Source organism: Streptomyces sp. NPDC058284 (genome assembly GCF_042881135.1).
Classification (GTDB): Bacteria; Actinomycetota; Actinomycetes; order Streptomycetales; family Streptomycetaceae; genus Streptomyces.
The window spans coordinates 352,561-375,654 of record NZ_JBHVYE010000001.1; the positions used below are offsets into that span (position 1 = coordinate 352,561).

18 protein-coding genes are annotated in these 23,094 nt (G+C 72.5%); 5 read left to right on the plus strand and 13 right to left on the minus strand.

Annotated features, from left to right (window positions below):
• Positions 1–15: 15 nt before the first annotated feature.
• The 3 genes from ACFVYR_RS01185 to ACFVYR_RS01195 all read left to right on the plus strand — a co-directional run bounded on the left by ACFVYR_RS01185 (position 16) and on the right by ACFVYR_RS01195 (position 3,382).
• Positions 16–2,403, plus strand: coding sequence for a type I polyketide synthase (locus tag ACFVYR_RS01185; RefSeq protein WP_384247329.1), 2,388 nt, complete (start codon positions 16–18; stop codon positions 2,401–2,403).
• A 32-nt stretch (positions 2,404–2,435) separates the two neighbouring features.
• Entirely contained in the window at positions 2,436–2,753 is a 318-nt protein-coding gene (locus ACFVYR_RS01190) for an acyl carrier protein (protein WP_384247331.1), read from the plus strand.
• 125 nt (positions 2,754–2,878) lie between these two features.
• Entirely contained in the window at positions 2,879–3,382 is a 504-nt protein-coding gene (locus ACFVYR_RS01195) for a metallophosphoesterase family protein (RefSeq protein WP_384247334.1), read from the plus strand.
• Between the two features lie 59 nt (positions 3,383–3,441).
• On the opposite strand, the gene ACFVYR_RS01200 is transcribed toward ACFVYR_RS01195, so the two are convergent.
• Positions 3,442–5,046, minus strand: coding sequence for a S8 family peptidase (locus tag ACFVYR_RS01200; protein WP_384247336.1), 1,605 nt, complete (start codon positions 5,044–5,046; stop codon positions 3,442–3,444).
• A gap of 362 nt (positions 5,047–5,408) precedes the next feature.
• Between ACFVYR_RS01200 and ACFVYR_RS01205 the strand changes: the two genes are divergently transcribed.
• Together ACFVYR_RS01205 and ACFVYR_RS01210 are read left to right on the plus strand one after the other, a co-directional pair.
• Complete coding sequence (locus ACFVYR_RS01205) at positions 5,409–8,390, plus strand: LuxR C-terminal-related transcriptional regulator (RefSeq protein ID WP_384247339.1); 2,982 nt, start codon at positions 5,409–5,411, stop codon at positions 8,388–8,390.
• Positions 8,391–8,728: 338 nt separating this feature from the next.
• Positions 8,729–10,645 (plus strand): ATP-binding cassette domain-containing protein, encoded by a 1,917-nt coding sequence (locus ACFVYR_RS01210; RefSeq protein WP_384247983.1) that lies wholly within the window; start codon positions 8,729–8,731, stop codon positions 10,643–10,645.
• On the opposite strand, the gene ACFVYR_RS01215 is transcribed toward ACFVYR_RS01210, so the two are convergent.
• From ACFVYR_RS01215 to ACFVYR_RS01270, 12 genes are all read right to left on the minus strand, one after another.
• A complete protein-coding gene (locus tag ACFVYR_RS01215) occupies positions 10,642–15,387 on the minus strand; it encodes an AAA family ATPase (protein ID WP_384247342.1) in 4,746 nt (1,581 codons plus the stop codon). The two genes, ACFVYR_RS01210 and ACFVYR_RS01215, sit on opposite strands and share 4 nt — an antisense overlap.
• Positions 15,384–15,752, minus strand: coding sequence for a CU044_2847 family protein (locus ACFVYR_RS01220; RefSeq protein ID WP_384247344.1), 369 nt, complete (start codon positions 15,750–15,752; stop codon positions 15,384–15,386). The genes ACFVYR_RS01215 and ACFVYR_RS01220 overlap by 4 nt, the downstream gene beginning before the upstream one ends.
• A 119-nt stretch (positions 15,753–15,871) precedes the next feature.
• Entirely contained in the window at positions 15,872–16,051 is a 180-nt protein-coding gene (locus tag ACFVYR_RS01225; RefSeq protein WP_384247347.1) for a hypothetical protein, read from the minus strand.
• On the minus strand, positions 16,051–17,142 hold the full coding sequence (locus ACFVYR_RS01230; protein WP_384247349.1) for a hypothetical protein: 1,092 nt from the start codon (positions 17,140–17,142) through the stop codon (positions 16,051–16,053). The genes ACFVYR_RS01225 and ACFVYR_RS01230 overlap by 1 nt, the downstream gene beginning before the upstream one ends.
• A 3-nt stretch (positions 17,143–17,145) precedes the next feature.
• Positions 17,146–18,177 carry a hypothetical protein gene (locus tag ACFVYR_RS01235; protein WP_384247352.1) on the minus strand — a complete coding sequence of 344 codons (1,032 nt, stop codon included), beginning with the start codon at positions 18,175–18,177 and terminating at the stop codon, positions 17,146–17,148.
• Between the two features lie 88 nt (positions 18,178–18,265).
• Positions 18,266–19,213, minus strand: coding sequence for a phage distal tail protein (locus ACFVYR_RS01240; protein ID WP_384247356.1), 948 nt, complete (start codon positions 19,211–19,213; stop codon positions 18,266–18,268).
• Between the two features lie 39 nt (positions 19,214–19,252).
• A complete protein-coding gene (locus tag ACFVYR_RS01245; RefSeq protein WP_384247359.1) occupies positions 19,253–20,419 on the minus strand; it encodes a hypothetical protein in 1,167 nt (388 codons plus the stop codon).
• Between the two features lie 40 nt (positions 20,420–20,459).
• Positions 20,460–21,128 (minus strand): hypothetical protein, encoded by a 669-nt coding sequence (locus ACFVYR_RS01250; protein WP_384247362.1) that lies wholly within the window; start codon positions 21,126–21,128, stop codon positions 20,460–20,462.
• A 21-nt stretch (positions 21,129–21,149) separates the two neighbouring features.
• On the minus strand, positions 21,150–21,518 hold the full coding sequence (locus ACFVYR_RS01255) for a hypothetical protein (RefSeq protein ID WP_384247365.1): 369 nt from the start codon (positions 21,516–21,518) through the stop codon (positions 21,150–21,152).
• A gap of 14 nt (positions 21,519–21,532) precedes the next feature.
• A complete protein-coding gene (locus ACFVYR_RS01260) occupies positions 21,533–21,826 on the minus strand; it encodes a hypothetical protein (RefSeq protein ID WP_384247368.1) in 294 nt (97 codons plus the stop codon).
• 54 nt (positions 21,827–21,880) lie between these two features.
• Entirely contained in the window at positions 21,881–22,453 is a 573-nt protein-coding gene (locus tag ACFVYR_RS01265) for a phage tail protein (protein WP_384247370.1), read from the minus strand.
• A 69-nt stretch (positions 22,454–22,522) separates the two neighbouring features.
• Positions 22,523–22,930, minus strand: coding sequence for a hypothetical protein (locus tag ACFVYR_RS01270; RefSeq protein ID WP_384247373.1), 408 nt, complete (start codon positions 22,928–22,930; stop codon positions 22,523–22,525).
• Positions 22,931–23,094 lie beyond the last annotated feature (164 nt).

Below are 23,094 nucleotides of genomic sequence, written 5' to 3' on the forward strand. Positions count from 1 at the left end.
AGGCTGACCATTCCCGTGGCGAATGAAGAGAAGCTCGTCGAATACCTCAAGTGGACGACCGCCGAACTGCACCAGGCGCGGCAGCAGCTGCGCGAGCTGAGGGCCGCGCGCCACGAACCGATCGCCGTCGTCTCCATGGCCTGCCGTCTGCCCGGCAAGACCCGCACCCCCGACGACTTGTGGGACCTCGTCTCCGAGGGGCGCGACGCCGTCACCGGTTTCCCCGACGACCGCGCCTGGGAGCTCCCCGAGGAACCCCCGTACGCGGAACTCGGCGGCTTCCTCGACGACGCGGCCGGATTCGACGCCGGCTTCTTCGGCATCGGCGCGACGGAGGCCGTGGCCACCGAACCGCTGCAGCGCCTGATGCTGCACCTCGCCTGGGAGACCGTCGAGCGCGCCCGCATCGCCCCGCACACCCTGCGCTCCTCCCTCACCGGCTGCTACGTCGGCGCCACCGGGCACGACTACGCGACGCGCCTGGAGACCGCGCCCGACGAGCTGCTCCCCTACCTCGGCGGCGGCACGTCGGGCAGCCTCGTCTCCGGGCGGATCGCCTACGCCCTCGGCCTTGAAGGCCCCGCGATCAGCGTGGACACGGCCTGCTCGTCGTCGCTGGTCGCCATCCACCTGGCCTGTCAGGCGCTGCGCCGCGGGGAGTGCTCCCTCGCGCTCGCCGGTGGCGGCACGGTGATGTCGACGCCGCACACGTTCCACGCGTTCGCCCACCAGAAGTCCCTGGCGCCGGACGGCCGTTGCAAGCCGTTCGCCGCGGCGGCGGACGGCATGGGCCTGGGCGAAGGGGTCGGCCTCGTCCTCCTGGAGCGGCTCGGCGACGCGCAGCGGAACGGCCACCCCGTGCTGGCCGTCATCCGCGGCTCCGCCGTCAACCAGGACGGTGCAGGCTACGGCCTCGCCGCCCCCAACGGCCCCTCCCAGCAGCAGGTGATCCGCGCCGCCCTCGCCGACGCCCGGCTCGCCCCCGACCAGGTCGACGCCGTCGAGGCGCACGGCACGGGCACGCCCATCGGCGACGCCATCGAGGTGCAGGCCCTCCTGGCCACCTATGGTGCGGGCAGGAGCGCCGACCGGCCGCTGTGGCTCGGCTCCGTCAAATCCAACACGGGCCACACGCAGGGCGCCGCCGGCAGCGCCGCGGTCATCAAGATGGTGCAGGCCCTGCGGCACGGCACGCTGCCCCCGACCCTCCACGTGGACCGTCCCACGCCCCTCGCGGCCTGGAAGAAGGGCGGGGTCCAGCTGCTCACCGAGGCGGTCGACTGGCCCCGCCGCACGGAGCCACGGCGGGTCGGCATCTCCGCGTTCGCCACGTCCGGCACGAACGCCCACCTCATCCTGGAAGAGCCTCCGGCCCCCGCGGAACCGGCTCAGGACGCGCCCACCGACCCCGCTGCCCCCGCGCGTCCGCCGGTGGTCTGGCCCCTCTCCGCACGCACCCCCCAAGCGCTCCGGGCGCAGGCCGACGCCCTCGTCACCCACCTGTCCGCCGTCGACCCCACGCCCTCGCCCGCCGAGGTCGCGTACGCGCTGGCCGGCACCCGCAGCCCCATGGAGCACCGCGCGGTCCTCACCGGCGCGGACCCCGCCGAACTCCTCGCCGCCACGCGCGCGCTGGCGGCGGGCGACGACCACCCGGCCCTGGTCCGCACCTCCCCCGACGACAGTCCCACAGCCCCCGAGAAGGCCGTCTGGCACTTCGACGGCGGCCCGTCGCCCGACGCCGAAGCGGGCGCCGACCTGTACGCGGCCTTCCCCGCGTTCGCGACCGCCTTCGACGAGGCCCGCGGCCTCCTCGGCACGCATCTGGCCAGCCCCCTGCCCGCCGGGCCCCTGCGCTTCGCGGTCCAGGCCGCGCTCGCCCGTCTGCTCCTCGACGCCGGGCTCCACCCGCACACGCTCACCGGGGACGGCGTCGGCCACATCGCTGCCGCCTACGGCGCCGGCGTCCTCGGCCTGGACGACGCGTGCCGCCTGGCCGCCGCCCACGCCACGGCCACCGCCGACGGCACCCGGCCTCCCACGCCGGATGCCTACGAACCCGTACTGCAACAGCTGACGTTCCAGCCCCCCACACTCACCCTCACGAGCACCGCCCCGAACGGCGCCCCTGTCACCACGCCCGCCTACTGGCACCACCACCTCACCACACCCCCCACCGCCACACCCCCCGACCCCGACGCCCCCACACTTCTCCGCCTCGGCGACCACTCCCCCCACACCCTGCTCAGCGCGCTCGCCGAGCTGTACGTCAAGGGCGGCGCCGTCGACTGGACCCCACTCGTCCGGCGCACGCCCCACCCCCGGCCCGTCGACCTCCCGACGTACCCCTTCCAGGCCACGCGTTACTGGCTGCACGACCACACCGCGCACCCTTCGGTGTGACACGCCACCAACCCACTCACACAGGAGCATTCATGACCAGCACCGGCAACACCCCCGGCCAGGACGCCACCGAGCTGGAGAAGCAGCTCGCCGCGGCCACCTCCGAGGAGCGCGAGCGGCTCCTCACCGACACCATCCGCACCCAGGCCGCCACGCTCCTCAACACCACCCTCGACGACGACAGCAACTTCCTCGAGAACGGCCTCAACTCCCTCACCGCTCTCGAACTCACCAAGACGCTGATGACGCTGACCGGCATGGAGATCGCGATGGTGGCCATCGTCGAGAACCCCACGCCCGCACAGCTCGCCGGCCACCTGAGCCAGGAACTCGCGCACACCACCGCCTAAGAGCCTGTCTTTGAACCCCCGTCGTCCGCGCGAAGCGCGGGCGCAGCGGTGTTCCGTGCGCCGAGCGTGCGTGCCGGGCGCCGGGGCGCAGGCGGGGGTTCAAAGACAGGCCTTAAGCTCGGCCCATGCGGTTGTTGCTGACCTCCGACACCCACGTGCCCGCGCGCGCCAAGCGCCTCCCCGACGCCCTGCTCGCGGGGATCGACCGGGCGGACGTGGTGATCCATGCCGGGGACTGGCTCGACGAGGCCACCCTGGACCTGTTCGAGTCCAGGTCGCGGCGGCTGATCGGCGTGTACGGCAACAACGACGGCCCGGCGCTGCGCCGCCGCCTCGCCGAGGTCGAGCGGGCCGACCTCGCGGGTCTGCGGTTCGGTGTCGTCCATGAGACCGGCGCGGCGGCCGGACGCGAGCGCCGGTGCGCCGAGCGCTTCCCGGATCTCGACGTGCTCGTGTTCGGGCACAGCCACATTCCGTGGGACACCGAGGCCCCCGGCGGCCTCAGGCTCCTCAACCCGGGCTCGCCCACGGACCGCAGGCGCCAGCCGTACTGCACCTTCCTCAGCCTGACCGTCTCGGACGCCGCGCTGCGCGACGTGACCCTGCACCGGCTGCCGCCGAGGCGCTGAGCACGCCGCCGGGCGCCGACCCGTGCGTACGGGTCGGCGCCCTCGATGCGTTGGGCGGGTCAGAACTGCAGGGACCAGGCGTTGATGGTGCCGGTGTCGTTGGTCCAGTTGTCGGTCACGCGCAGCTTCCAGGTGCCGTCGGCGTTCTCACCGGAGGCGTCGACGCGGTAGGTGGTCCTGACGTCGTCGGCGCTGTCGTCGCTGTCGTAGTCCTTCAGGAGGTGGGCGGTGCCGTCGGGGGCGACGAGCTCGATCCTGAGATCACCGCGGTAGGTGTGGCGGATGTCCACGGACACGGCGAGGTCGGCCGGGGCCCTGCCGGCGACGCCGGTGACCGGCAGGGGGGATTCCACGGTGGCGTTGTCGCGGATCGGGTAGTCGTCGGTGTTCTCGAACTTCTTGCCGGTGGGCGGCGTGCCGTCGCCCACGCCGGTGTGCAGGAGCTTGTTCGGGGAGCCGGTGCGGGCGTCGGTGACCTTGCCGGACGTGGCGTCCGCGACCAGCTTGTCGCGGACCTGGGCCGGGGACCACGTCGGGTCGGCGGCGAGCAGCAGGGCGGCCGCGCCCGCGGCGTGCGGGGAGGCCATGGAGGTGCCGCTCATCGTCTGCGAGGCGCTGTCACCGGAGTTGGACGTGGAGACGATGCTGTCGCCGGGCCCGAAGATGTCCAGGCAGGAGCCGTAGTTGGAGCCCTGGCCGTTGGTCCAGCCGGTGGCGCGGGCGTCCCGGCTGTCGGTCGCGCCGACCGTGATGGCCGAGGGGGTGGAGGACGGGGAGTACGAGCACGAGTCGGCGTTGTTGTTGCCGGCCGCGACGACCCAGGTCACGCCGGAGGATATGGAGGCCGCGACGGCGTCGTTCACGGACTGGTTCTTGCCGCCGCCGATGCTCATGTTGGCCACGGCGGGCTTCACGGCGTGCTTGGTCACCCAGTCGATGCCCGCGAGGACCGGGGCCCAGGTGTCCCCCGACGTGCCCTGGCAGTTCAGCACGCGTACGCCGATCAGCTTGACGCCCTTGGCGACACCGTACGAGCCGCCGCCGACGGTCCCGGCGACATGGGTGCCGTGGCCCTGGCAGTCCGAGGCGTTGGAGTCGTCGTCGATGAAGTCGTAGCCGCTGACCGCGCGGCCGCCGAAGTCGCGGTGGCTCATGCGGATGCCGGTGTCGACGATGTACGCGTTCACGTTGGAGGCGGTGGTGTCGTACGTGTACTTCTCGTCGACCGGCAGGTCGCGCTGGTCGACGCGGTCCAGGCCCCAGGAGGGCGGATTGGACTGCGTGTCCACGGCGTACGCCACGCCGTCGGCCTCCACGCGGGCCACCGAAGGTTCGGTGACCAGCTCCTTGGCCTCCTTCTCCGTCATCCGCACGGCGAAGCCGCGCAGGGCCGCGGTGTAGGTGTGGCGCAGGCTGCCCTCGTACTCCTTGGCCAGCGCCTTCGCGGAGGCGGGGACGTCGGCGCGGGCGACCGAGTTCTTGAAGGTGACGATGTACGAGCCTTCGACCGCTCCGGGGCGGTCCGCGCCGACGATGCGGCCTTCGCCGCCGCCCGGTGGCACGGGTGCGGCGGCGGCCCCGGTGGTCGCGGCAACCCCCGCGAGCAGGGCGGTACTTGCGCCGACGGCGAGCACGCGCCGGACGACGCGAGCGTCGATCTTCATGGTTTCTCCCTGGAGAGCCGTTCGGGGCCACGTCCGGGCAGGCCGAATGTCACGGACATGACATGAGGTGAGGTGTGCGCCGCGCGGAGTGCGTCTCCGAGTGACGGCATCGGACGGGCCAGAGCATCGGCCAGGCCGGAGCGCTCCAGCAATCCGTAGCGCTACCCAAAGAGTGCGGAGGCGGCGCGGCTCTCCGTGCCGGCCCGCGGTCCCGGAGCCGCTCCGACGCCGGTCGGAGGCATTCCGTAGGTGGCGGACCCCTATTGCGACGTCGCCCGGTGGACGAGTAGACCACCGTTCAACGAACGCCGGGCGAGGACGGGCCTTCCAGGGACCGGCAACGGCAGGCGAGAGGCGGAGCCGTGGACAGACGATCCTTCGATACGGGCCGGGACGCGGGGTCGACCGGCGGGAGCGGTTCCATCGGGCGGGAGAAGGAGACGCGACGACTGCGGGAAGCGCTGTGCGAGGGTCCGGCCGTCGCGGTGGTACGGGGAGAGTCCGGAACGGGCGTGTCCCGCCTGGTGGACGACGTGCTCGGCGGGGCTCAGTTCGCGGAGTGGACGCAGCTGCGCGGGGTGTGCGCCGACATCCCGGACCCCGTGGCCGCTCCCCTCGCTCCCGTCGCCGACGCGCTGGCCGCGCTGCCCTTGCGCAGCGGCGACCCCGCACGGCCCCTGCCGGCGGTCGCCGGGGCCGTCGGGCTCCTCGTACCCGAGCTGGCCGGCCGGTTGCCGCGACCGCCCGCGGCAACCACCGGCCCGGCGGCGCCGCGCGGCCTGCTGCCGCGAGCCGTCGCGGCGCTGCTCGCCGCGCTCGGGGACGTCGTCCTCATCATGGAGGACGTCCACCACGCCGACCCCGCCACCCTCGCGCTGCTCCACCACCTGACGGCCGCGATGCCGCCCCGGCTGCGGCTGATCGTCACGGAGGACGCCGCGCCCGGACTGCCCGTCTTCGGCGTCCCTCTGCCGGTACGGGCCCGGCTGGAGGAGATCCGGGTCCGGCCGTGGACGTGCGAGGGGACGGAGGAGTTCGTACGCAAGTGGCTGCACACCCACCGGCCACAGCACGTGGACGAACCGCATGAGCTGCCCGAACTGGTCCTGCTGGTCCACGAGTTGACCGGCGGGCTGGCGGAGGTCGCCGAGGCGTTGCTGCGGGCCGCCGCCGGCGAGTGGGGGAAGGAGAGGACCGACGGGTGGGCCGCGGGTGACGGCGGCCGGTCGGCGCCGAACGCCCTGCTCACCGCCGTGCGGGGCGTCGGCGTACCGCCACAGGTCCGGCGCGATTTCGCGTTGCGGTACGCGGGGCTGGGCGAGGACGCCCTGCGCGTCGTGGAGGCAGCGGCGGTACTCGACCGTGCGGTGCCCGTCACCGTGCTCGCCGAGGTGGCCGGAGTCACCCCCGAGGACGCCGAAGCGGCCGTGGACGCGTGCGTGCGCCGGTCCGTGCTGCGGGGTGACGGGGCGCACCCGGTGTTCCGGCACCCGCTGGACCGCCGCGCCGCACTGGCCCGCATGCCGGGGACGCGCCTGGCCCGACTGAGCCTGCGCGCCGCCCGCGCCCTGCACCGGGGAGGCGAAGGACCGCTGCCGCTGGCGGACCTCGCCCGGCTCTACGGGGCGGCCGGTCGCGTACGCGAGGCCGTACGCTGCCTCGTCGCCGCGGCCGACCGGGCGGCCACGGCCGGCGACTACGCCACCGCCACCCGTCTCTACACACGGGCCGTCGCCGAGGACCCGCGCGCCGACGGCCGAATCCGCACCGCCGCGAAACTCGCCCGCACCGCACAACTCGCCCGCGCCGGCGAGCACGTGGTCGCCGCGGTACGGCGGGTCCTCGACGAGGACGCCCCGCCGCCCCGGCTGCGCGGCGAGATCCGGCTGCACCTGAGCGTCGTACTCCGCAATCAGAGCGGAGGAGCCCTCGACAGCCTCACCGAAGTCGCCCGCGCCATACCCGACCTGGAACTCTCGGACCCACAGACCGCCGCCCGCGCCATGGCGGTCGCCGCCATCCCCTCCATCAAGGGGTGGCCCGTCGACCGCCACCTGCACTGGCTGGAGCGCGCCGAGACGCTCGCCGGGCAGGTCACGGACCCGGTCGCCCGGGCCGCCGTCGCCGCCAACCGCGCCACCGCGCTCATGCTGCTCGGCGACCCCCGGGCCTGGACCGCCGCCGAGGCCCTGCGCGGCCCGGCCGCGACCGCCATGGAGGCCGCACACCACGCCCGCGGCTGGACCAACCTGGCGCACGCCGCCACCGCCCTCGGCTACGACGTACGGGCCCGCGAGTACCTCGCACGGGCGGCCCACGGCCTCGCCGAGACCAGCAGCCCGTACCTGGAAGGGCTCACGCGCACCGCCCGCCTGGTGCTCGCCTGGCACGAGGGCCGCTGGGAAGGACTGCACGACGCGGCCGACCGCACCACCCGGCTCTACGAGGAGATACCCGACCTGACCGCCGAAGCCATGCTGGTCCGCGGGCTGACCGCGCTGCATGTGCTCGGCGACGTCCCCCGGGCCCGCCGCGACCTCGCGGAGGCCGCCAGGATCACCCGCTACGACACCGGCGTCATCCTCACCGCCTCGGCCGCCGCCACCGCCCGCGTCCATCTGGAGGCCGGCCGCCCCGGCCAGGCGTGCGAGGCGATGGAGGAGACCCTGAACCGCCTTGAGCGCACGGGTGGTTGGGTGTGGGCGGGAGAGGTGTCGCCCACCGCGGTGGAGGCCCTGCACGGCAGTGGGCAGACCGCGCGGGCCCGGCGGCTCGTCGCCGACTTCGCCGCGGGGACGGAGCGGCGGGACGCGCCCGCCGCGCGCGCCGCCCTGACCATGTGCCGGGCGCTGCTCGCCGGGGCCGACGACCGGCCGAACGACGCGGTCGGGCTGCTCGGCGACGCGGAGGCGCAGTGGCGTGCGCTCGGCCGCCCCTTCGACGCCGCGCGGGCGGCGGAGGCCCGCGGACGGTGCCTGCTCGACCTGCACGGCGAAGCGGCGGCCGACGTGATCCAGGAGGTGAGCCAGACCTATCGGGAACTGGGCGCACGCTGGGACGTGGCCCGCTGCCAACGGCTGCTGCGCCGCCACGACATCGTCACCACCCACCGCCGCGGCCGCCTCGGCTACGGCGACCAGCTCTCCCCGCGCGAGCGGGAGGTGGCCCACCTGGTCGTCCAGGGCCGCGCGAACCGCGAGATCGCCGAGAGCCTGGTCCTGTCGACGAGGACCGTCGAGCACCATGTGGCGCGCATCATGCGGAAGTTGAACGTCACCTCCAGGACCGCCATCGCGCCGGCCGGCCGAGCGGACCACGAGCCGGAGGCCGACCGGGCGTACTGACGGCGTTTCGGCCATGTCCCCTGCGGGCGGAGCCCGTTGGGGGCAAAGGGCCCATGCATCCCGCACCTTCCGCCGACCGCGGGAAACCGCGTTCCGCAAGTCGGCCGAAAGACACGTGTTCGAAAACGTGACGGGATCGTTGAACCCGACAGAGCCGCCACGACCGTCGGCCGTCGGCAAGCCGTCAGGAAGGAGCGACGTTGACACCCACCGGCCCACGCCGCGCCGCCCCGCAGAACCGGAAGAGCACGCAGAGCACGCAGAGCACGCAGCACACAGAGAGCACGACGAGCACGCAGAGCACGAACAACGCGAAGAGATCACCGGCGAAGGACTCCATCTCGAACGCGGAGCGCGAGTTGTACGGGGGCCGGTTGCGCTACGACCAGTCCTTCGTGCGCCACGCGAGCCCGCTGACCAGGCTCTCGTTCAGGCACATGGCCGCCGCGCTGCCCCGCATGGTCGCCCTGGTGCTCCGCACCGGCTGGGAGACGGACCGGCGGGCGATGGCGGCGGTGGTCGCCGCCCAGCTCGGCCTCGGGGTGAGCGCGGCATGGGGCCTTGTCGCGGTCAACAGCGTGCTCACGGACCTGTTCGCGCAGGGCCCGACGGCGGACAAGCTGCGCGAAGCGCTGCCCGCCCTGGCCGCGTTGGCGGCGACCGCGGTACTCGCGGCACTGCTGACGGCGTGGTCGACGGCGATGTCGGGGCGGCTTGAGCCACAGGTGGAGCGTGCCGTCTCCGCGCGGTACTACACGGCCGTCACCCGCGTCGAGCTGGAGGCGACCGAGCGCCCCGAGGTCCAGCGGGTGCTTGAGGCGGGCCGGTTCGGCACGGACTCGGCCCGCAGCATGCTGCGCCTTTCGGTCGGCGTCGGCAACGTCCTGATCGCGATGGTGGCGGCCGCGGTCGTCCTGGCGTCGCTGCACTGGCTGCTGCTGCCGATGCTGCTCGTCATCGCCCTGCCCAAGGGGTGGGGCGCGGTCCGCTGCGCACGCCGCGAGTACGTCTCCAAGCCGCACTGGATCGACCACCGGCGGGCCATCGCCTCGCTCCTTGGCTTCCTGACCCGCCCGCACGCGCAGGGAGAGATCCGCGTGCACGCCGCCGGCGCCAAGCTGCTCTCCAGCTACGAGGAGATGTCCCGCCAGACCGAGGCGGAGCAGCGGCGCCTGGCTCGCGCGCAGGCCTCCACCGACCTGGTCGCGGGCGGGTTCGCGGGTGTCGCGTCGCTCGGCTGCTACGGGGTGCTGTGGTGGCTGCTGGCCGACGGCTCGCTGCCGCTCGCCGTGGGCGGCACCGCGGTCCTCGCGATCCGCGCCTCGACCGCCCGGCTGACCTCCCTGGTCCAGCAGGTCAACCGGCTCTACGAGGAGCTGCTGTTCCTCACCGACACCGAGGACGCCATCACCCTGGCCGCCGAGAATGCCATCCCCACCAGGGGCGCCGCCCTGCCGTCCCGCGTCCACCAGGTCCGCGTGCAGGACGTGTCGTACACCTACCCGGGGGCCGACTCCCCCGCGTTGTGCGACGTCAGCCTGCGGGTCCCCCGTGGCGAGGTGACCGCGCTGGTGGGTGCGAACGGCTCCGGCAAGACCACCCTGACCAAGGTCCTTTCCGGGCTGCTGCTGCCCGCGGGCGGGAACGTGTGGTGGGAGGATGCCGAGGGCAGCAACCGGGTCGAGCTCGGCGACGCCGACAGGGCCGAGGTCTTCTCCCTGGTGGGGCTGCTCGCACAGGACTTCCCCCGGTGGGAGATGACCGCCGCCGCGAACGTGGCGATCGGAGCGGGTGACCGGCTCCGCGACATGGACCGGGTGAGGTCAGCCGCTTCGTCCGCGGGCGTACGCGACATGATCGAGGGCCTGCACCACGGCTGGGACTCGATCGTCTACAAGGGGTACGAGCGGGGCGTGCAGCTCTCGGGCGGGCAGTGGCAGAAGCTCGGCACGGCCCGAAGCCTGTACCGGGGCGCTCCCTTCCTCCTGGTCGACGAACCGACCTCGGCCCTCGACCCGCACGCGGAGATCGCCGCGTTCGACAGCCTGTGGACCCTCGCTCGGGAAGGCCACGCGGTCGTCCTCGTGACCCACCGCCTCGCGGCCACGGCCAACGCCGACCGCATCTACGTCCTCGACCGGGGCCGGGTGGCGGAAGAAGGCACCCACCAGCAGCTCATGGCCCGGCCCGAAGGCATCTACCGAGGCATGTTCACCGCTCAGGCCGCCCAGTACGAGGCACATGCCCCGTCCTAGGCGCCCTGGTCGATCAGGTCGAGCATGCGGCGCGGTTCGTCGTCGCCGCCCAGGCGGGCCATCGCGTAACGATAGGCGAGAGTGTCCGCGTAGACGCCCAGCGTGCTGTCGAGGCGGAGTTCGCTCGTCCACTGGTCGAACAGCCGCCACAGGCCGTCGCGTCCCAGCTCCGACCAGCGGTCCTGAATCACCGACCAGAGCGGGCCGCGGCGCTTCGGCTCCCTGATGGTGTCGTGGACTGCCGCCGTCCACCGCGGGATCTGCTCGGCCGGGATGACGACGGCGATGTCGGCCAGTGCGTGCCACCGCAGGAGATCGGTGGGCCCGCCGACCTCGTAGGCCAGATCGAACGCGTCCTCGTGGGCGCCCAGTGCCGCGTAGCAGCCGGCCAGGGCCGCTCGGAGTGACATGCGTGTGGTGGTGGAGAGGTTGCGGTCCTCGGTGGCCGAAAGCGCGTCCAGTTCGGCGAGGTCCAGAAGCGGAGTCAGCGGCTGGAGGCGGTACGCCCAGTCATCGATGCGCTGGTGCTCTTCGTCGTGATGGATGCCGTAATGCGTGCGCTCGACACCGTCGAGGAACCCGCCGTCGAAAAGCAGTTCCTTGACCGGCGGACGGGCGCGTGGCGCCAGCAGCCTGGCGAAGAAGGGCGTCCAGGAGTCCGTGCCCCGGACCAGCCAAGGGCATCGCTCGGGAAAGCCGACGTCCCGAGCCGAGGCCGCGGCACTCAGGGTCTTCTGCCGCAGCGCGCGCAGGCTCGACGTGATCTCTCCGAGGACGGTGTCGTAGCCACCTCCCGGCGGGAGATGCGTTCCGGCCGCCAGCAGGGTAAGACGCTTCCAGGGATCCGCCGCCGACTCCTTCGCCTCTTCGAGGAGTTGCGGCACGCCCGCCTCCGTCAGAACGCAGGCGCGGTCAAAGGCACGGTCGAGCAGTACCTCTGCTCTGTTGGCGCCTCCGTCGGCGGCCGGGTCCCGGGGCGGGCCCGGCCGGATCGGGTAGCGCCGCACTCCGCTGTCGTACACCGGTATGACGCCCGGCAGATCGATCTCCCGCTGCTCCCACCAGACTTCTCCGTACGCGGCTCGGCCGTTCGGCTGATGGACGGTGTCGGGCAGGTGGCGTTCCATGAGCTGACGCAGCTCACCGGGCAGGGCCTTGGGGTCGGACTGCTCGTATACGAGGTCCAGTGCACGAGCCGCCTCCTGTCGGCCGAAGGAGGCCAGCCGGGGCAGGAGGTATCGGCGTGGTGGACAACTCTCGCGGTCCGCGGGGTCGGGCGAGGTGATGGCCAGCGCGCGCTCGGTCTGGTCCCGCGTCAGCGCGGGGGCGAGACCCTCGATCCAGCCGTTGTCCGCGTCGAGGGTCCCTGCCTCGATCAGGTCCAGGATGCGGTCGGTGTAACCGGCGGCCGCGAACGCGGGGGCGTGGACGCGGGCGATGTCGAAGTGGTTGACCCTGGGAGGCCAGCGTGGCCGGGGGTCGCTGAAGCGGTACGGCAGGGTGTCGAAGACTTCGTCCGCCCGCGTCCGCCGGTCCTCTCCCTCCAGGGAGGGAAGCAGCTGGATGAGCGCCGGCGTGCGGTCGTCGTCCGTCATGCGGCGGGTGATCTGCTCGGCCACCCAGGACGCGTAGCGCGCGGGGACGCCGCTCATCAGTCCGTCGTAGTCGTATGCGAAGGCGACCGGCACCTGGTTGCGTCGCGCGAAGGCGCCGCCCTGGTCGTCCCCGGTGGACAGTCGGCAGAGGACCCGCTCGTGCACCCTGTCTCCGAGCCAGCGGGCGACTGCCACGTATGCCTTGCCGTTCACTCCCACAGGGGGCACCCACCACGGGTAGGGGACGAAGGGCAAGGTGCTGTCGTTCCGGTGGTCGAGGCTCGCGGCCAGCACCTGTCCCGGCCCGTAGGGGCCACCGGGTTCGTCGGCGTACCTGTCGAGACCGGGCTGACTGCGGGCGGCTCTGACCCACTCCGGGAGGGCCTCGTACGGTGTGGGCGGCCAGAGTTGCTCGGCCTGTTGCCTGGTGACGCACCGGGTCAGATGGCAGGCGGCGCGGTCGGGGCACCCGGTGGGCGTGGTGTTCCGCAGGACGGCGGTGAGTACGGTGCGGGCCAGCGGTTCCGGCAGCAGCCGAATCAGTTCGGCCTGGGTCCAGAGGCGGACGAAGGCGCGGTCCGGGTGTTCGTCGGGTGTGGCCGGGCCGCCGGGCGCATGAGGATCCAGCGCAGGAGGCGGCGGCTCGGGAGGGTGTTCGGCCAGCCAGTCGGCCACCGCCAGGGCTTCCTCCGGGCGACCGAGTTCCAGGAGGCGGTGTGCGTAGGCGGCTGTGGCGCGGGCGAGGTCTTCCGTCTCGCCGCTGTGGGGCCGGCGCTCAAGGAGCCGGTACAGCCGCGGCAGGTCCTCGTCCCGCATGAAGGGGGCCAGGTGCGCGATGCCCATCAGACAGGTGTGGCTCCACAGTTCCGCGAAGCCTTCGAGATACGCCAGGGCCCGGCCGGGCCGCCAGAGGTCGTGGCGCACGAGCTGGGCGGCGAGTCCCGGGGTCATCTCGTCGGAGAGGGCGGTACGTTCACCGGCGAGGGCCGCGGCACACACGACCTGTTCGGGCAGGCGCGGCAGACTCCGGTCCGCGGAGAAGGCCCGCTGGTTGGCGCCGCGGACGGCCGCGGCGACCCGCGCCACGTCCCGGCGGTAGCCGTCGACGTCGTCCGCGGTCTCCTCCCGCACCTGCCGCCATCGGGGATGGACGAGCCGCAGGGCGTCGGAGAGGTACTCGGTCGCGTCGTCTCCGTACGACTCGGTGTCGGACTCGGAAGCGGACTCGGACGCCGGTAGCAGGTGCTGGGCGAGGTGGCGGGCTAGGTAGCCCGGTACCCGGGTGGGCGCGAGGTCACCCGAGCGGAGCGCGTCGAGAGTCTGCCGCCCCCAGCCGGTGTACGCGTCCCGGTACTCGTCCAGCTCGTCGTTGTCCCGCAGCTGCCGTGTCCGCAGACCGGCCAGGAGGGGGTGGGCGAGAGCGACGGACGCTTCCCCGGAGCCGGGCAGGGTGAAACGGTCGAGAAGGGTCAGCGCCGCCGCCAGCCGGTCCCCGCTCACCTTCCTGTCGAGCACCTTGCCGGCCAGCAGCCGCAGTTCCCCCAGCGTCACAGGGCCGTGAGCGAGCGCCAGGACACTGAACAGGCACCCCGCGTCGTCGACGAGACCGGGCTCCTTCTGGCCCCAGAGCAGGTTCTGCTCCCGCCACCAGCGGTCCAGGAAACCCTCCAGGCCCGGTCGGGTGGTGCGCAGCCGCGAGATCCACTGTTCCAGGTCCTGGTCCGGCCGCCGGCGCAGGTCCTGGAGGTACAGGGCCGTGGTCACCGGGTCTCCCCCGGTCAGCCGCAGGAGGTGCGGCGCCGCGCGGTCGAGGGCCTCGGTGCTCGTCCCTTCACGGTCGGACACGGCCTGCCGGAGAAGTTCGGCGACCGCGTCGTCGCCCAACGCGGTCAGCAGGGCCGAAGCGCCGTCGGGGCGGACATCGATGGCGTCGAACCAGTGCTCGGCCGTGGGGAGTTGGCGGGTGCGGCGGGCGGATAGCAGGATGCGGACGTCGCGGCCCGGCCGGCGTGGCAGGAGCAGCGGGTACGGCCGGCCGGACAGCCAGCCGTCGACCTCGTCCAGGGCGTCGATCACGACCAGCAGGGTCGTTCCGTGGGGAGCGGCGCGGGCGAGGAGAGCGGCCAGGGCGTCCCGCGGACTCGTGCCGAGGTCCTGCCGGTGTTCGTGCACGCGGGCGATCCGGTGCGCCAGGGCTTCGCAGACCGAGCCTGCCCCAGCGGTGTCGCTGCGCAGGCTGACCGGGAAGAACACGGTGTGCACCGTCGGGTCCGCCCGCTTGACCACGTCCTCGGCCCAGCGGGTGAGCAGGGTGCTCTTGCCGGTGCCCGCGTTGCCGGTGACCAGGTAGTAGGCAGGAGCGTCGGAGTCGGCGAGCCAGGAGTTAAGGGCCGTGAGTTCGTCCCGACGGCCCGCGAACGGGAGCCTGCCGCCGGGGCCGTTGAGGTGGGTGTCGAGGAAGTTGGCGACGAGAGGGTACCCAGGAGCGCCCGGATCACCGGCGAGCTCCTCCAGCGGCTGAACGGTGCGTGCCAGCCGGGGCCAGCGGCGGACGATGTCCTCGGCGAGAGAGGCGTAGACGGTACCGCCCACCGCGCGCGAGGAGTCCGCCTCGTCCTCCTGCATCCAGCGCACGACGCCGACGGCCACCTGACCGCTCACGGTATCCGCGAGGACCGGCCCGCCGCTGAAGCCACGGGGCCGCAGCCCGAACCCCACCTCCCCGGAGAAGAGCTGCATGACCCGCCGGCCGTCGAGGATCGCGGTACTCTCCACAGCGATCTTGGCCGGCATGGTCTGCGGATCGGACGTCGACGGACTGTACAAGGCCCAGCCGAGCGCTTCCACGGGTGTCCCTTTGGGTGCGTCCGCCGCCGTCCCGAGGGAAAGGGGATGCCATCTGCCGGGCAGCGGACTCCCCTTGTCCAGGGTGAGGAGTGCCACGTCGAGGACGGGGTCGTGGTCGCTGTACCTCGCGAGCAGGGTGACGTCCGGTCCCAGCCGTACGGAGAACTCCTCCTGGAGGAGCTCTCCCTTGGCGTCGATGAGGCAGTGCCAGCAGGTGACCAGGGTGCCCGCGTCGACGGCGAAGGCCGTGCCGAGGGAGCCGCCCGCGCCGACGACCTCCCCGACCGCCGGCCGGCTCATGGCTCTCCGGGGCCGCGGGACCAGGTGAGCGACACCTGGAAGGTGGCACCGCTGGAGACCTTCGAGATCAGCACGCCGGTCTCCGCCTCCAGACTGACGGAGAACTGCAGGCTGACCTCGCCGAGCTCCCAGTCGGAGGCGGAGCCGCCGGCGAGGTGCTGCTCAAGGGATGCGCGAATGCGTTCGGCCACGGACCCGATGGACGCGCCCAGTTCCCCGGCCCGCGCCTGGAACCGCTCGACCATCTGACGTGACGTCAGGTTCCCGGCTTGCTGTGGGTCGGGGCGCACCTCGACCTGGATCTTCTCGAAGCCCTGGCCCGTGCTGCTGTCGTCCGGCGGTTCAGCGGCCCTGATCTCGGTCACGACTCCCCCACCCCACCCCGGGCTCGCGTTTCCGGGGGTGTCTCACATGGTCCGGCGCCGCGGGCCCGGTGACAACGGTCGGAGCGCGACCGCTCCCGCACAGGAGGCGACGACGCGGCTCAGTGGGCCTGCCCCTTCCCACCGGCGTCCCCGCCTTCGTCCGCCTCCTCGTCGCTGACGCTCCCCGCAGGCCTCGCGGGGGCCGCCGCCGCACGCGTGTTGACGTACGTGGTCAGCTGCCGCACCTGCCGCTCCAAGTTCTTGATGCGGTCCAGGATGTCCTCGGGAAGATTCGGCATCAGGGGCCCTCCATGCCTTCCAGGTAGAGTTCCGCCGTTTCGGCGCGGCCCCGCTCGGGGGCGGTGACCTTGACTCCGATGACGCGGTACGTCGCGTCGAGGCCCTCGCTGAACCACACATCGTGGATGCGCAGCCGCACGGTCGTCCCGAGGAGCGAGGGCGTGGTGTCCGCGTCGAGGCGGACCCGGACGGCGGGGATCACGACCGGGCCGCCGAGCGCGCCGAGTTCGGTGCGGGCCAGGGCGTCGAGTGTCGCCTTGGCGGTGACGTTGCTGTGGTCGGACGTGGTGTCAAGGCGCGGGAAGCCTGCGCTGATCAGCGCGTGCGCCACCTGTTCGTCCGAGATGACGGGGCGGTCCGCGCCCTCGGGGGTGCCGCCGCGGGCGCGCGCGGTGGTGCCGCCGCGGGTGGCGTCGCGGGGGAAGGAGTACGTGAGGATGTCGCCCGGCAGGTCCAGGACGGTGGTGCCCTCGCCGACCTGGATGCGCGGGACGCCGAACAGCAGCCGCTTGGCGCGCTGCCCGGTCACCGGGTCGCGGTACACGCTCACCAGGTACTCGAAACCCGGTTCCATCGACGCCAGTTGGGCGATCGCCTCCTCCACCGTCGTCTCGTCGCCGTCGCGGTACGTCACCGTGCGCGGTGTGCCCCGTGGCGCGGGCGCGAAGCCGACGCCGATGTCACCGCCGGGCATGCTCTGGATGTGCTCCCACAGGCCGCGCACGATGGTGAGGTCGTCGGTATCGGTGTACGTGAGGTTCCGCCGGAGGTGGCGGTGGCCGGCGTACGAGTCGAAGGTGGCGGCCTGGAGCGCGACGGTGACCATGCCCTGCTCGTCCATGGCCGGGGTGAGCGTCCAGACGATGCCGCCCCAGCACACCTGGTCGCCACGTTCGAGGTAGACGGCGGTACGGCCCTCCACGAGCTCCCTGACCCGCCGTGCCATCCGCCGGTTGGGCACCGGCAGGGTGGCGCTGAGCGAGCCCGGCTTGCCGATGTAGTCGTCGAACTCCAGGCCCTGCATGGGGAGGGCGTCGATGGGGGTGCCCGTGCACAGGTCGGTGAAGTACGCGACGTAGGGGCTGTCCATGCGTCAGGCGACCGGATCGATGCGGATGAAACGGCTGTCGAACCAGGCCTTGGGGGACCCGGCCTTGTGGGCGGCGGTCGCGGTGTACACCACCCCCGGGGTGAGGCGCCCCAGGGGAAAGTTGGTGAACACGGAGGCCGAGCCCGCCCCGGTGTAGACGGCGGCCGCGTCGTCGGAGGCGGTGACGAGGAGTGCGCCGCCCGCCCGCGGCCGGACGTTCACCGAGAAGTAGCCGCCGCCTCCCTCACCCGCGATGCGCGCCCCGACCGATATGTGCACCCAGGTCGAGGAGGGTGCGGTGAACTCGGCGGTGAGCGGGCCCGCGTCGGTGAGGGTCTCGGTGTACGCCGTGGAACTGGTGTACCCCAGGGCCGGGCTGCGTTTGAGCATGGCGTCGGGGATGTACTGCTGCCACTGGCCGCCGTCCCAGCGCTCCAGCCGCCCGCCCGCGTCCCGGTACTGCCCCGCGTACGTGCCCTGGGCGCCGTGTCCGCCCCCGGCGGGCAGGATGCCGCCGAGTGCCGCGGTGTAGCGGCGCCGGTCGGCGACCGCCGTCGCCCAGGTGATGCCCCGCGTGGCGGAGGCGCCCGCACCGACCGACACCTCGTACAGCAGCTCGGCGCTCTTCGGCAGCGCGGGCGGCACCGGCGCGCTCGCGGGGGTGCCCTGGACGATCTCCAGGACGGCCTCGTAGCGCCCCGAGGCGTCGTAGTCCGCGTCGTACACCCGCACCACGAGCGCGTCGATGCGCGGCAGTGTGGCATGGCCGTCGGCGAAGGTGAGCTGCGTGTCGGCGTCCACGGTGACCGGGTAGCCGCCCTGGGCCGCCGCGGAGCCGCCGGGCACCCAGAGGCGGCCCGGGGAGAGGCGGGCCTGCATGCTGGTGGCCGCGCTGCCGGTCAGCTGGAGGCCGCCCACGGCACAGCCGCCGCGGGCGGTCAGCGGGCCGGAGGACGCCATCCCGAGGCTCATGGCGAGCCGGGTGTCCTCCCGGGTCTGTCCGGTGGGCAGGTGCCATGCGGAACGTGTCGTCATGGAACTCTCCAAAGTCGCGCGGATTGCCGGTCGGTGGGGTGGGCGCCGTCCCGCGCTCGGGACACGGGCCGGGCCCCGCGGTACGGGCTCACCACTCGGCCGACCGCCAGGCGACGGTGGCCGACGCCCGCTCCGCGTCGCCGGACTGGGCCCGGAAGGACAGCCGGGACGCGCCGGGGGCCAGGGTGAACAGCTCCTCGGGGACGCTGCCGACGACCGCGGTGTGGCGGCGCGAGGCCGTCCCGTTGAACAGCACGGAGCCTTCGGCGGTGTCGACCTCCAGCACGTCGCCGAGCAACAGGGACAGGTCGTACTCCAGCCAGGTGCCGCTGTCGTGGTTGGCCAGGCGCGGACCGGCACACGGCCCGGTGAAGGTGATCAGCGGGTGGGCGGGGGCGCTCCCCGCGTTCTCCGCCGTCGCCTCGCCGACGGACCCCGGGGTGCCCCAGTTCAAGGGCCACGTCAACGGCCAGGTCAGGCCCGGCTCCCGGCGCGGGAGCCCGATCTCGACCCGGCGCGCGACGCTCTCGTACCGCCGTGGGTCCATGGCCTTCCACTGGAGCGTCACCTTGGCCAGGCGGCCGGCGAGGAACTGCCGGTCCGTGGGCACGACGCGCTGCGTGACGCGCGCCTTCACGGCCAGCGTCTCGCCGTACAGGCGCACCGCGAGCCACTCCTCCTCGTCCCGTATCCCGGTGGCGGAGCGCAGCGCGCGCAGGGCGTCCAGGGCCGCTTCGGGGCCGCCGTCCGGGTCCGGGGCGAGCCACAGCTGAGCGGTGATGGTGCGGGGCTGGGCCCACTGGGTGCCCGGCCAGCCGCCGTGCCCGGTCGGGCGGTTGGCGTCGGACGACTCCAGGCCCGGCAGTTCCTCCCAGCCGGTGAGGCCCTCGGCCGCGACCCAGTAGGCGGTGCCTGGACCGAGCAGGAGCCCCGCCCACTGCACCTGCCCGTCCCTGTCGATCAGCGTCCCGGGCCCGGCGGCGGCCTCCGCCGCGCCGGGCGCGCCGGATCCGTACCGCGTCCCTGTGTCGTTCATCCGCTCACCACCCCCTCACCCCTGGCCTTCATCGGGGCCTCAGCCCCTGGCCTTCATCAGGAACATCAGGTCCTCGGCGGTCTGGCGGGCGCTGCCGCCGCGTGCCTCGTAGTAGTTCTCGATCACCACACCGCCGCGCTGCTGCGGCCCCAGCGCACGGACCGGTCCCCCACCCGGCCGGGGCCCCCGCGCGAGCAGCGCCTCCAGCCTGTTCAAGGGCAGCACGGCCTCGGCCTGCCCGGCCTCACCGAGCAGGGCGAGCGTGCCGCCGGCACGGGGCAGCACGATGCCGCCCTGCGCCAGGGTGGGAATGGTCGGGAGGTTGACGCCGAAGGTCTTGCCGCCGACCCCGGGCACCCAGCCCGGGATGGACACCTTCACCCGGTTCAGCGCGCGGATGGCGTTGTTGACCAGGCCGATCACCGCGTTGATGGGCCCCTTCACGGCGCCGAGGACGCTGTTGAAGACGCCTTTGGTGAAGTTCGCCAGGCCGCTCCAGGCCCGGTGCAGGCCGTCGCGTACGGCACGGAACGCGGCCGGGATGCGCTCGCGGAGGAAGCCCAGCGCCGGTCTGATCACCGCGAGGATCGCGTGGATCACGGTCATGATGATGGTCTTGTAGATCGTGAAGTACGTCTTCACGACGGTCCAGATCACCCTCAGGACGACCTGGAAGGCCACCTTGATGCCGTTCCAGGTGGCCTGCACGACCTGCCGTGCCGCACGCATCGTCGTGCCGATCACCTGCCCGATGATCCGAAACGCCGTCTGCACGATGCGCTGCACGGTCTTGGACTGCATCGCCATGTCGATGAGCTTGGTGATCAGTGGGAGCAGCAGCGCCATGATCGCGCCGAAGACGTTCGCCTTCATGGCGGTGTTCAGGCCGCGCTGCGCGGTGCTGACGCCTTGGAGGCCCGACTTCATCCGTCCCATGAGCCCGCCGCCGCGGGTCGCCGACTTCCCGGCTCCGTCCATGGCCCGGTCGGCCTGCCGGGCGCTGCGGGCGGCGGCGTCCGCCTGCGTCCCGACCCCGCGGAAGGAACTCGCCGTGCGGTCGAGCCCGCTCTTGATCCGGCCGACGGCCCGGTCCGCCTGCTGCACGGTCGCCCGCAGCTTGCCGACCCCGGATTCGGCCTGCCCCGCGCTCGTCCGCAGACCACGGAATCCGGAGGCCGAGCGATTGAGGGCTTGTACGAGTGACATGGGCTGTCTCCTTACGGTGCTCCGGCCCCTGCGGGTGGTATCAGCTCAATGCGCGGGCGAGTCGGTCGACCCGACGCTCCAGTTCCTGGAGGGCACGCGCGGTTTGCTGGATGTTGCCCACGTCCGTTCGCGGTGCGGGCTGCGGCCCACGCCCGGCGGGGGCGCGCGACGCCGCACGCTGCCGCCGCAGTGCGGCCTCCGCTTTGCGTACGCCGTCTCGTGCGGTGCGCAGCGCCCGTTCGGCCGTCGACTTGACCTCGACGACCGTCTGCCGGTCCTGGCGGGCTCTCATGGTGCTCTGGGTGAGGGATCTACGGAGCAGAGTGGTGCGGTTCTTGAGTTCGGCGACCTGGCGGCCGACCTGTCGTTCCAGCGCGTTGATGGACTGTCTGAGGTCTTCGGGCCGCATACGCGCGGCAGCGAGCCGGCCCTGCTCCTGGCGCTCCTTGCGTTCCTCGCTCATCCGCTCCATGTCGAAGAGGGAACGCTCGGCGTTGAAGATCTTTAAGCCGGCGGAGGCGCCGGTGAGCTCGGTCTTGGCCCACGTGGCCGAGGCCTCCAGCCCTTTGACCGACCCGGTCAAGGCCGTGACCTCGGCTTTGAGCCCATTGACTTCGGTACTGACGCCGGTGAGGCCCGTCTTGCGCCAGTCGGCCAGGAACTTGCCCAACCATTCCTTGAGCCACTTCGGTACTTCTGTCTCGGACATGGTCCCTCTCCAGGCGCGGGGTCAGCCGAAGAAGCGGGCCAGCTCGGTTGCGCTGGGTCCCGCGGAAGGAGGTGAATCGTCGGGCTGGGCACCCGGCCGCGGCACCGGCTGCGGTGCCTCCGGTGCCGGCTCGTCCTCGTCCCGGTTGACCGAGGCGAACATCCAGTTGGCGATGGCCAGGTGATCGACCACGGCGGCGAGCAGGTGGTCGGTCAGTGACCACTGCGCCACCTCACCCTCGTGCGCGAGCCGGAACGCGCTGTCCCGCGGCAGGTGCCGGACGAGCACGGCGAGCCGCCGCGACGACAGCTCGCCGCGGTACCAGCCGAGCAGGTCGACGCCGTAGTGGCGCAACAGATCCGCCTCCAGCGCCTCGGCGTGCTCCTCCACGAGCGCGCCGAGGCTCAGCCTTCCCCCATGCTCAGCCCTGTCGCCTCGCCGTAGGCGTTCAGTACGGCGGCCACGTCCTGGACGCTGACCTCGTGCTCGGCGAACCGCTTGTACTGCTCGTCGCCGAGCAGCAGGGCGAGCAGCCCGTCCAGGTCGTTGTCGTCCAAGGAGGAGAGAGTCTGGGCGGAGCGGCGCGGGATCTCGGTGGGGAGTGAGAAGGTCTCTCCGTCCACCTCGAACTCCCAGTTCAAGCCCAGCGATTCGAGCCGCTGGGCGCGGGCGGCGTTGACATTGAAAGGCGCGGACATGGGGCTCCTGGGTCGATGAGTGGTGGGCCGGCCGGGTGACCGCCCCGGCTACCTCTACTTCGCGAACGCGGGGTCGTTCATCAGCCAGATCGCGAGCGGCGTGGTGTTGTCCACCGCGAGGGCGGTGAAGGTGATGCCGAGCTTGACCGACGCGGTACGGGTGAGCTGGACTTCCTCGGTCTCGGTGACCTGGCCGCGCGCGATGGTGAAGCGGTACTTGATGGCTTCGCCGTCCGCGAACTCCACGCCGAGCATCCGCTCGTCCTTCTTGGGCTCGGACAACACCTGGTAGGTGTAGAGCTTGGAACCCTCCGGGGTCTCCTTGACCGTGTCGCCGCCGAAGAAGAACGGCAGGGTGTCCTCGTTGAGCTGGAGGAGAGCGAACTTCACGGTGAGGTCGCGGTCGGAGTACACGAAACGGGCCGGGCTGACCGACTGCCAGGTGTCCACCGGGTCGATCTTGTCCTTCTTGTTGAAGCGGATGCCGTCGGTGCTGGTGTAGCCCAGGTCGCACCAGGGGGCGAGCCAGTCTCCGTTCAGATCGGCGGGCGGCTTCGTACCGAGCGGGGCGGTGAGGATGCGCCCCGTGCCGGCGACGCGGATCTCGTTCGGGTTCATTCCGGGCATGCGGACTCCTTCGAACTGCTCAGGTCGGGCCGACCTCGCACGCGCACGGGCAACGGGCTACGGGCCCCGTCAGGCCGGGCGGATCGAGAGCCGGGTGGTGGACAGGTAGCGGCTGGCCGCCTGCCGGTTGTAGTCGGGCAGCCAGCGCGGCCCGTCCGCCTCGACGGCATCGGTGACGCGGGCACCGCCGTACGTGGTGCCGCGCACGGTCAGCAGTGCCGTACGGGCCGCGGTGGCCACCGTGTGCGCGGCCGGCTTGTCGGGGCCGTAGACCTCCAGGTCGATCAGGGGCTGGTCGAGGTGCTGGTCGTCGACCCACGCGCCGCCCGCCCGGGACACCAGGACGGCCTTCTGGGTACCGTCGAAACCGGGGGGCGTGCGGTTGTCGACGATGACCCCGGCCAGCTCGGGGCGGCTCTTGAGATGGTCGACGACGAGGCGTTCCACGTCCGGGAACACGATGGGCGGATCGCTCACGCGCAACTCCTTGCGTGGTCCGGGACGCTCATTGTGGCCCGCGTGCGGAGTGGGGGCAATGCGCCTGCAAGGGGTCACGGGCACTGTGCACGTGAACGTGATACTCCGTCAACTGAGGCGTTATACGGGCTAGTTGAGGAGCCATACCCTCCGCAAGCGTGGGT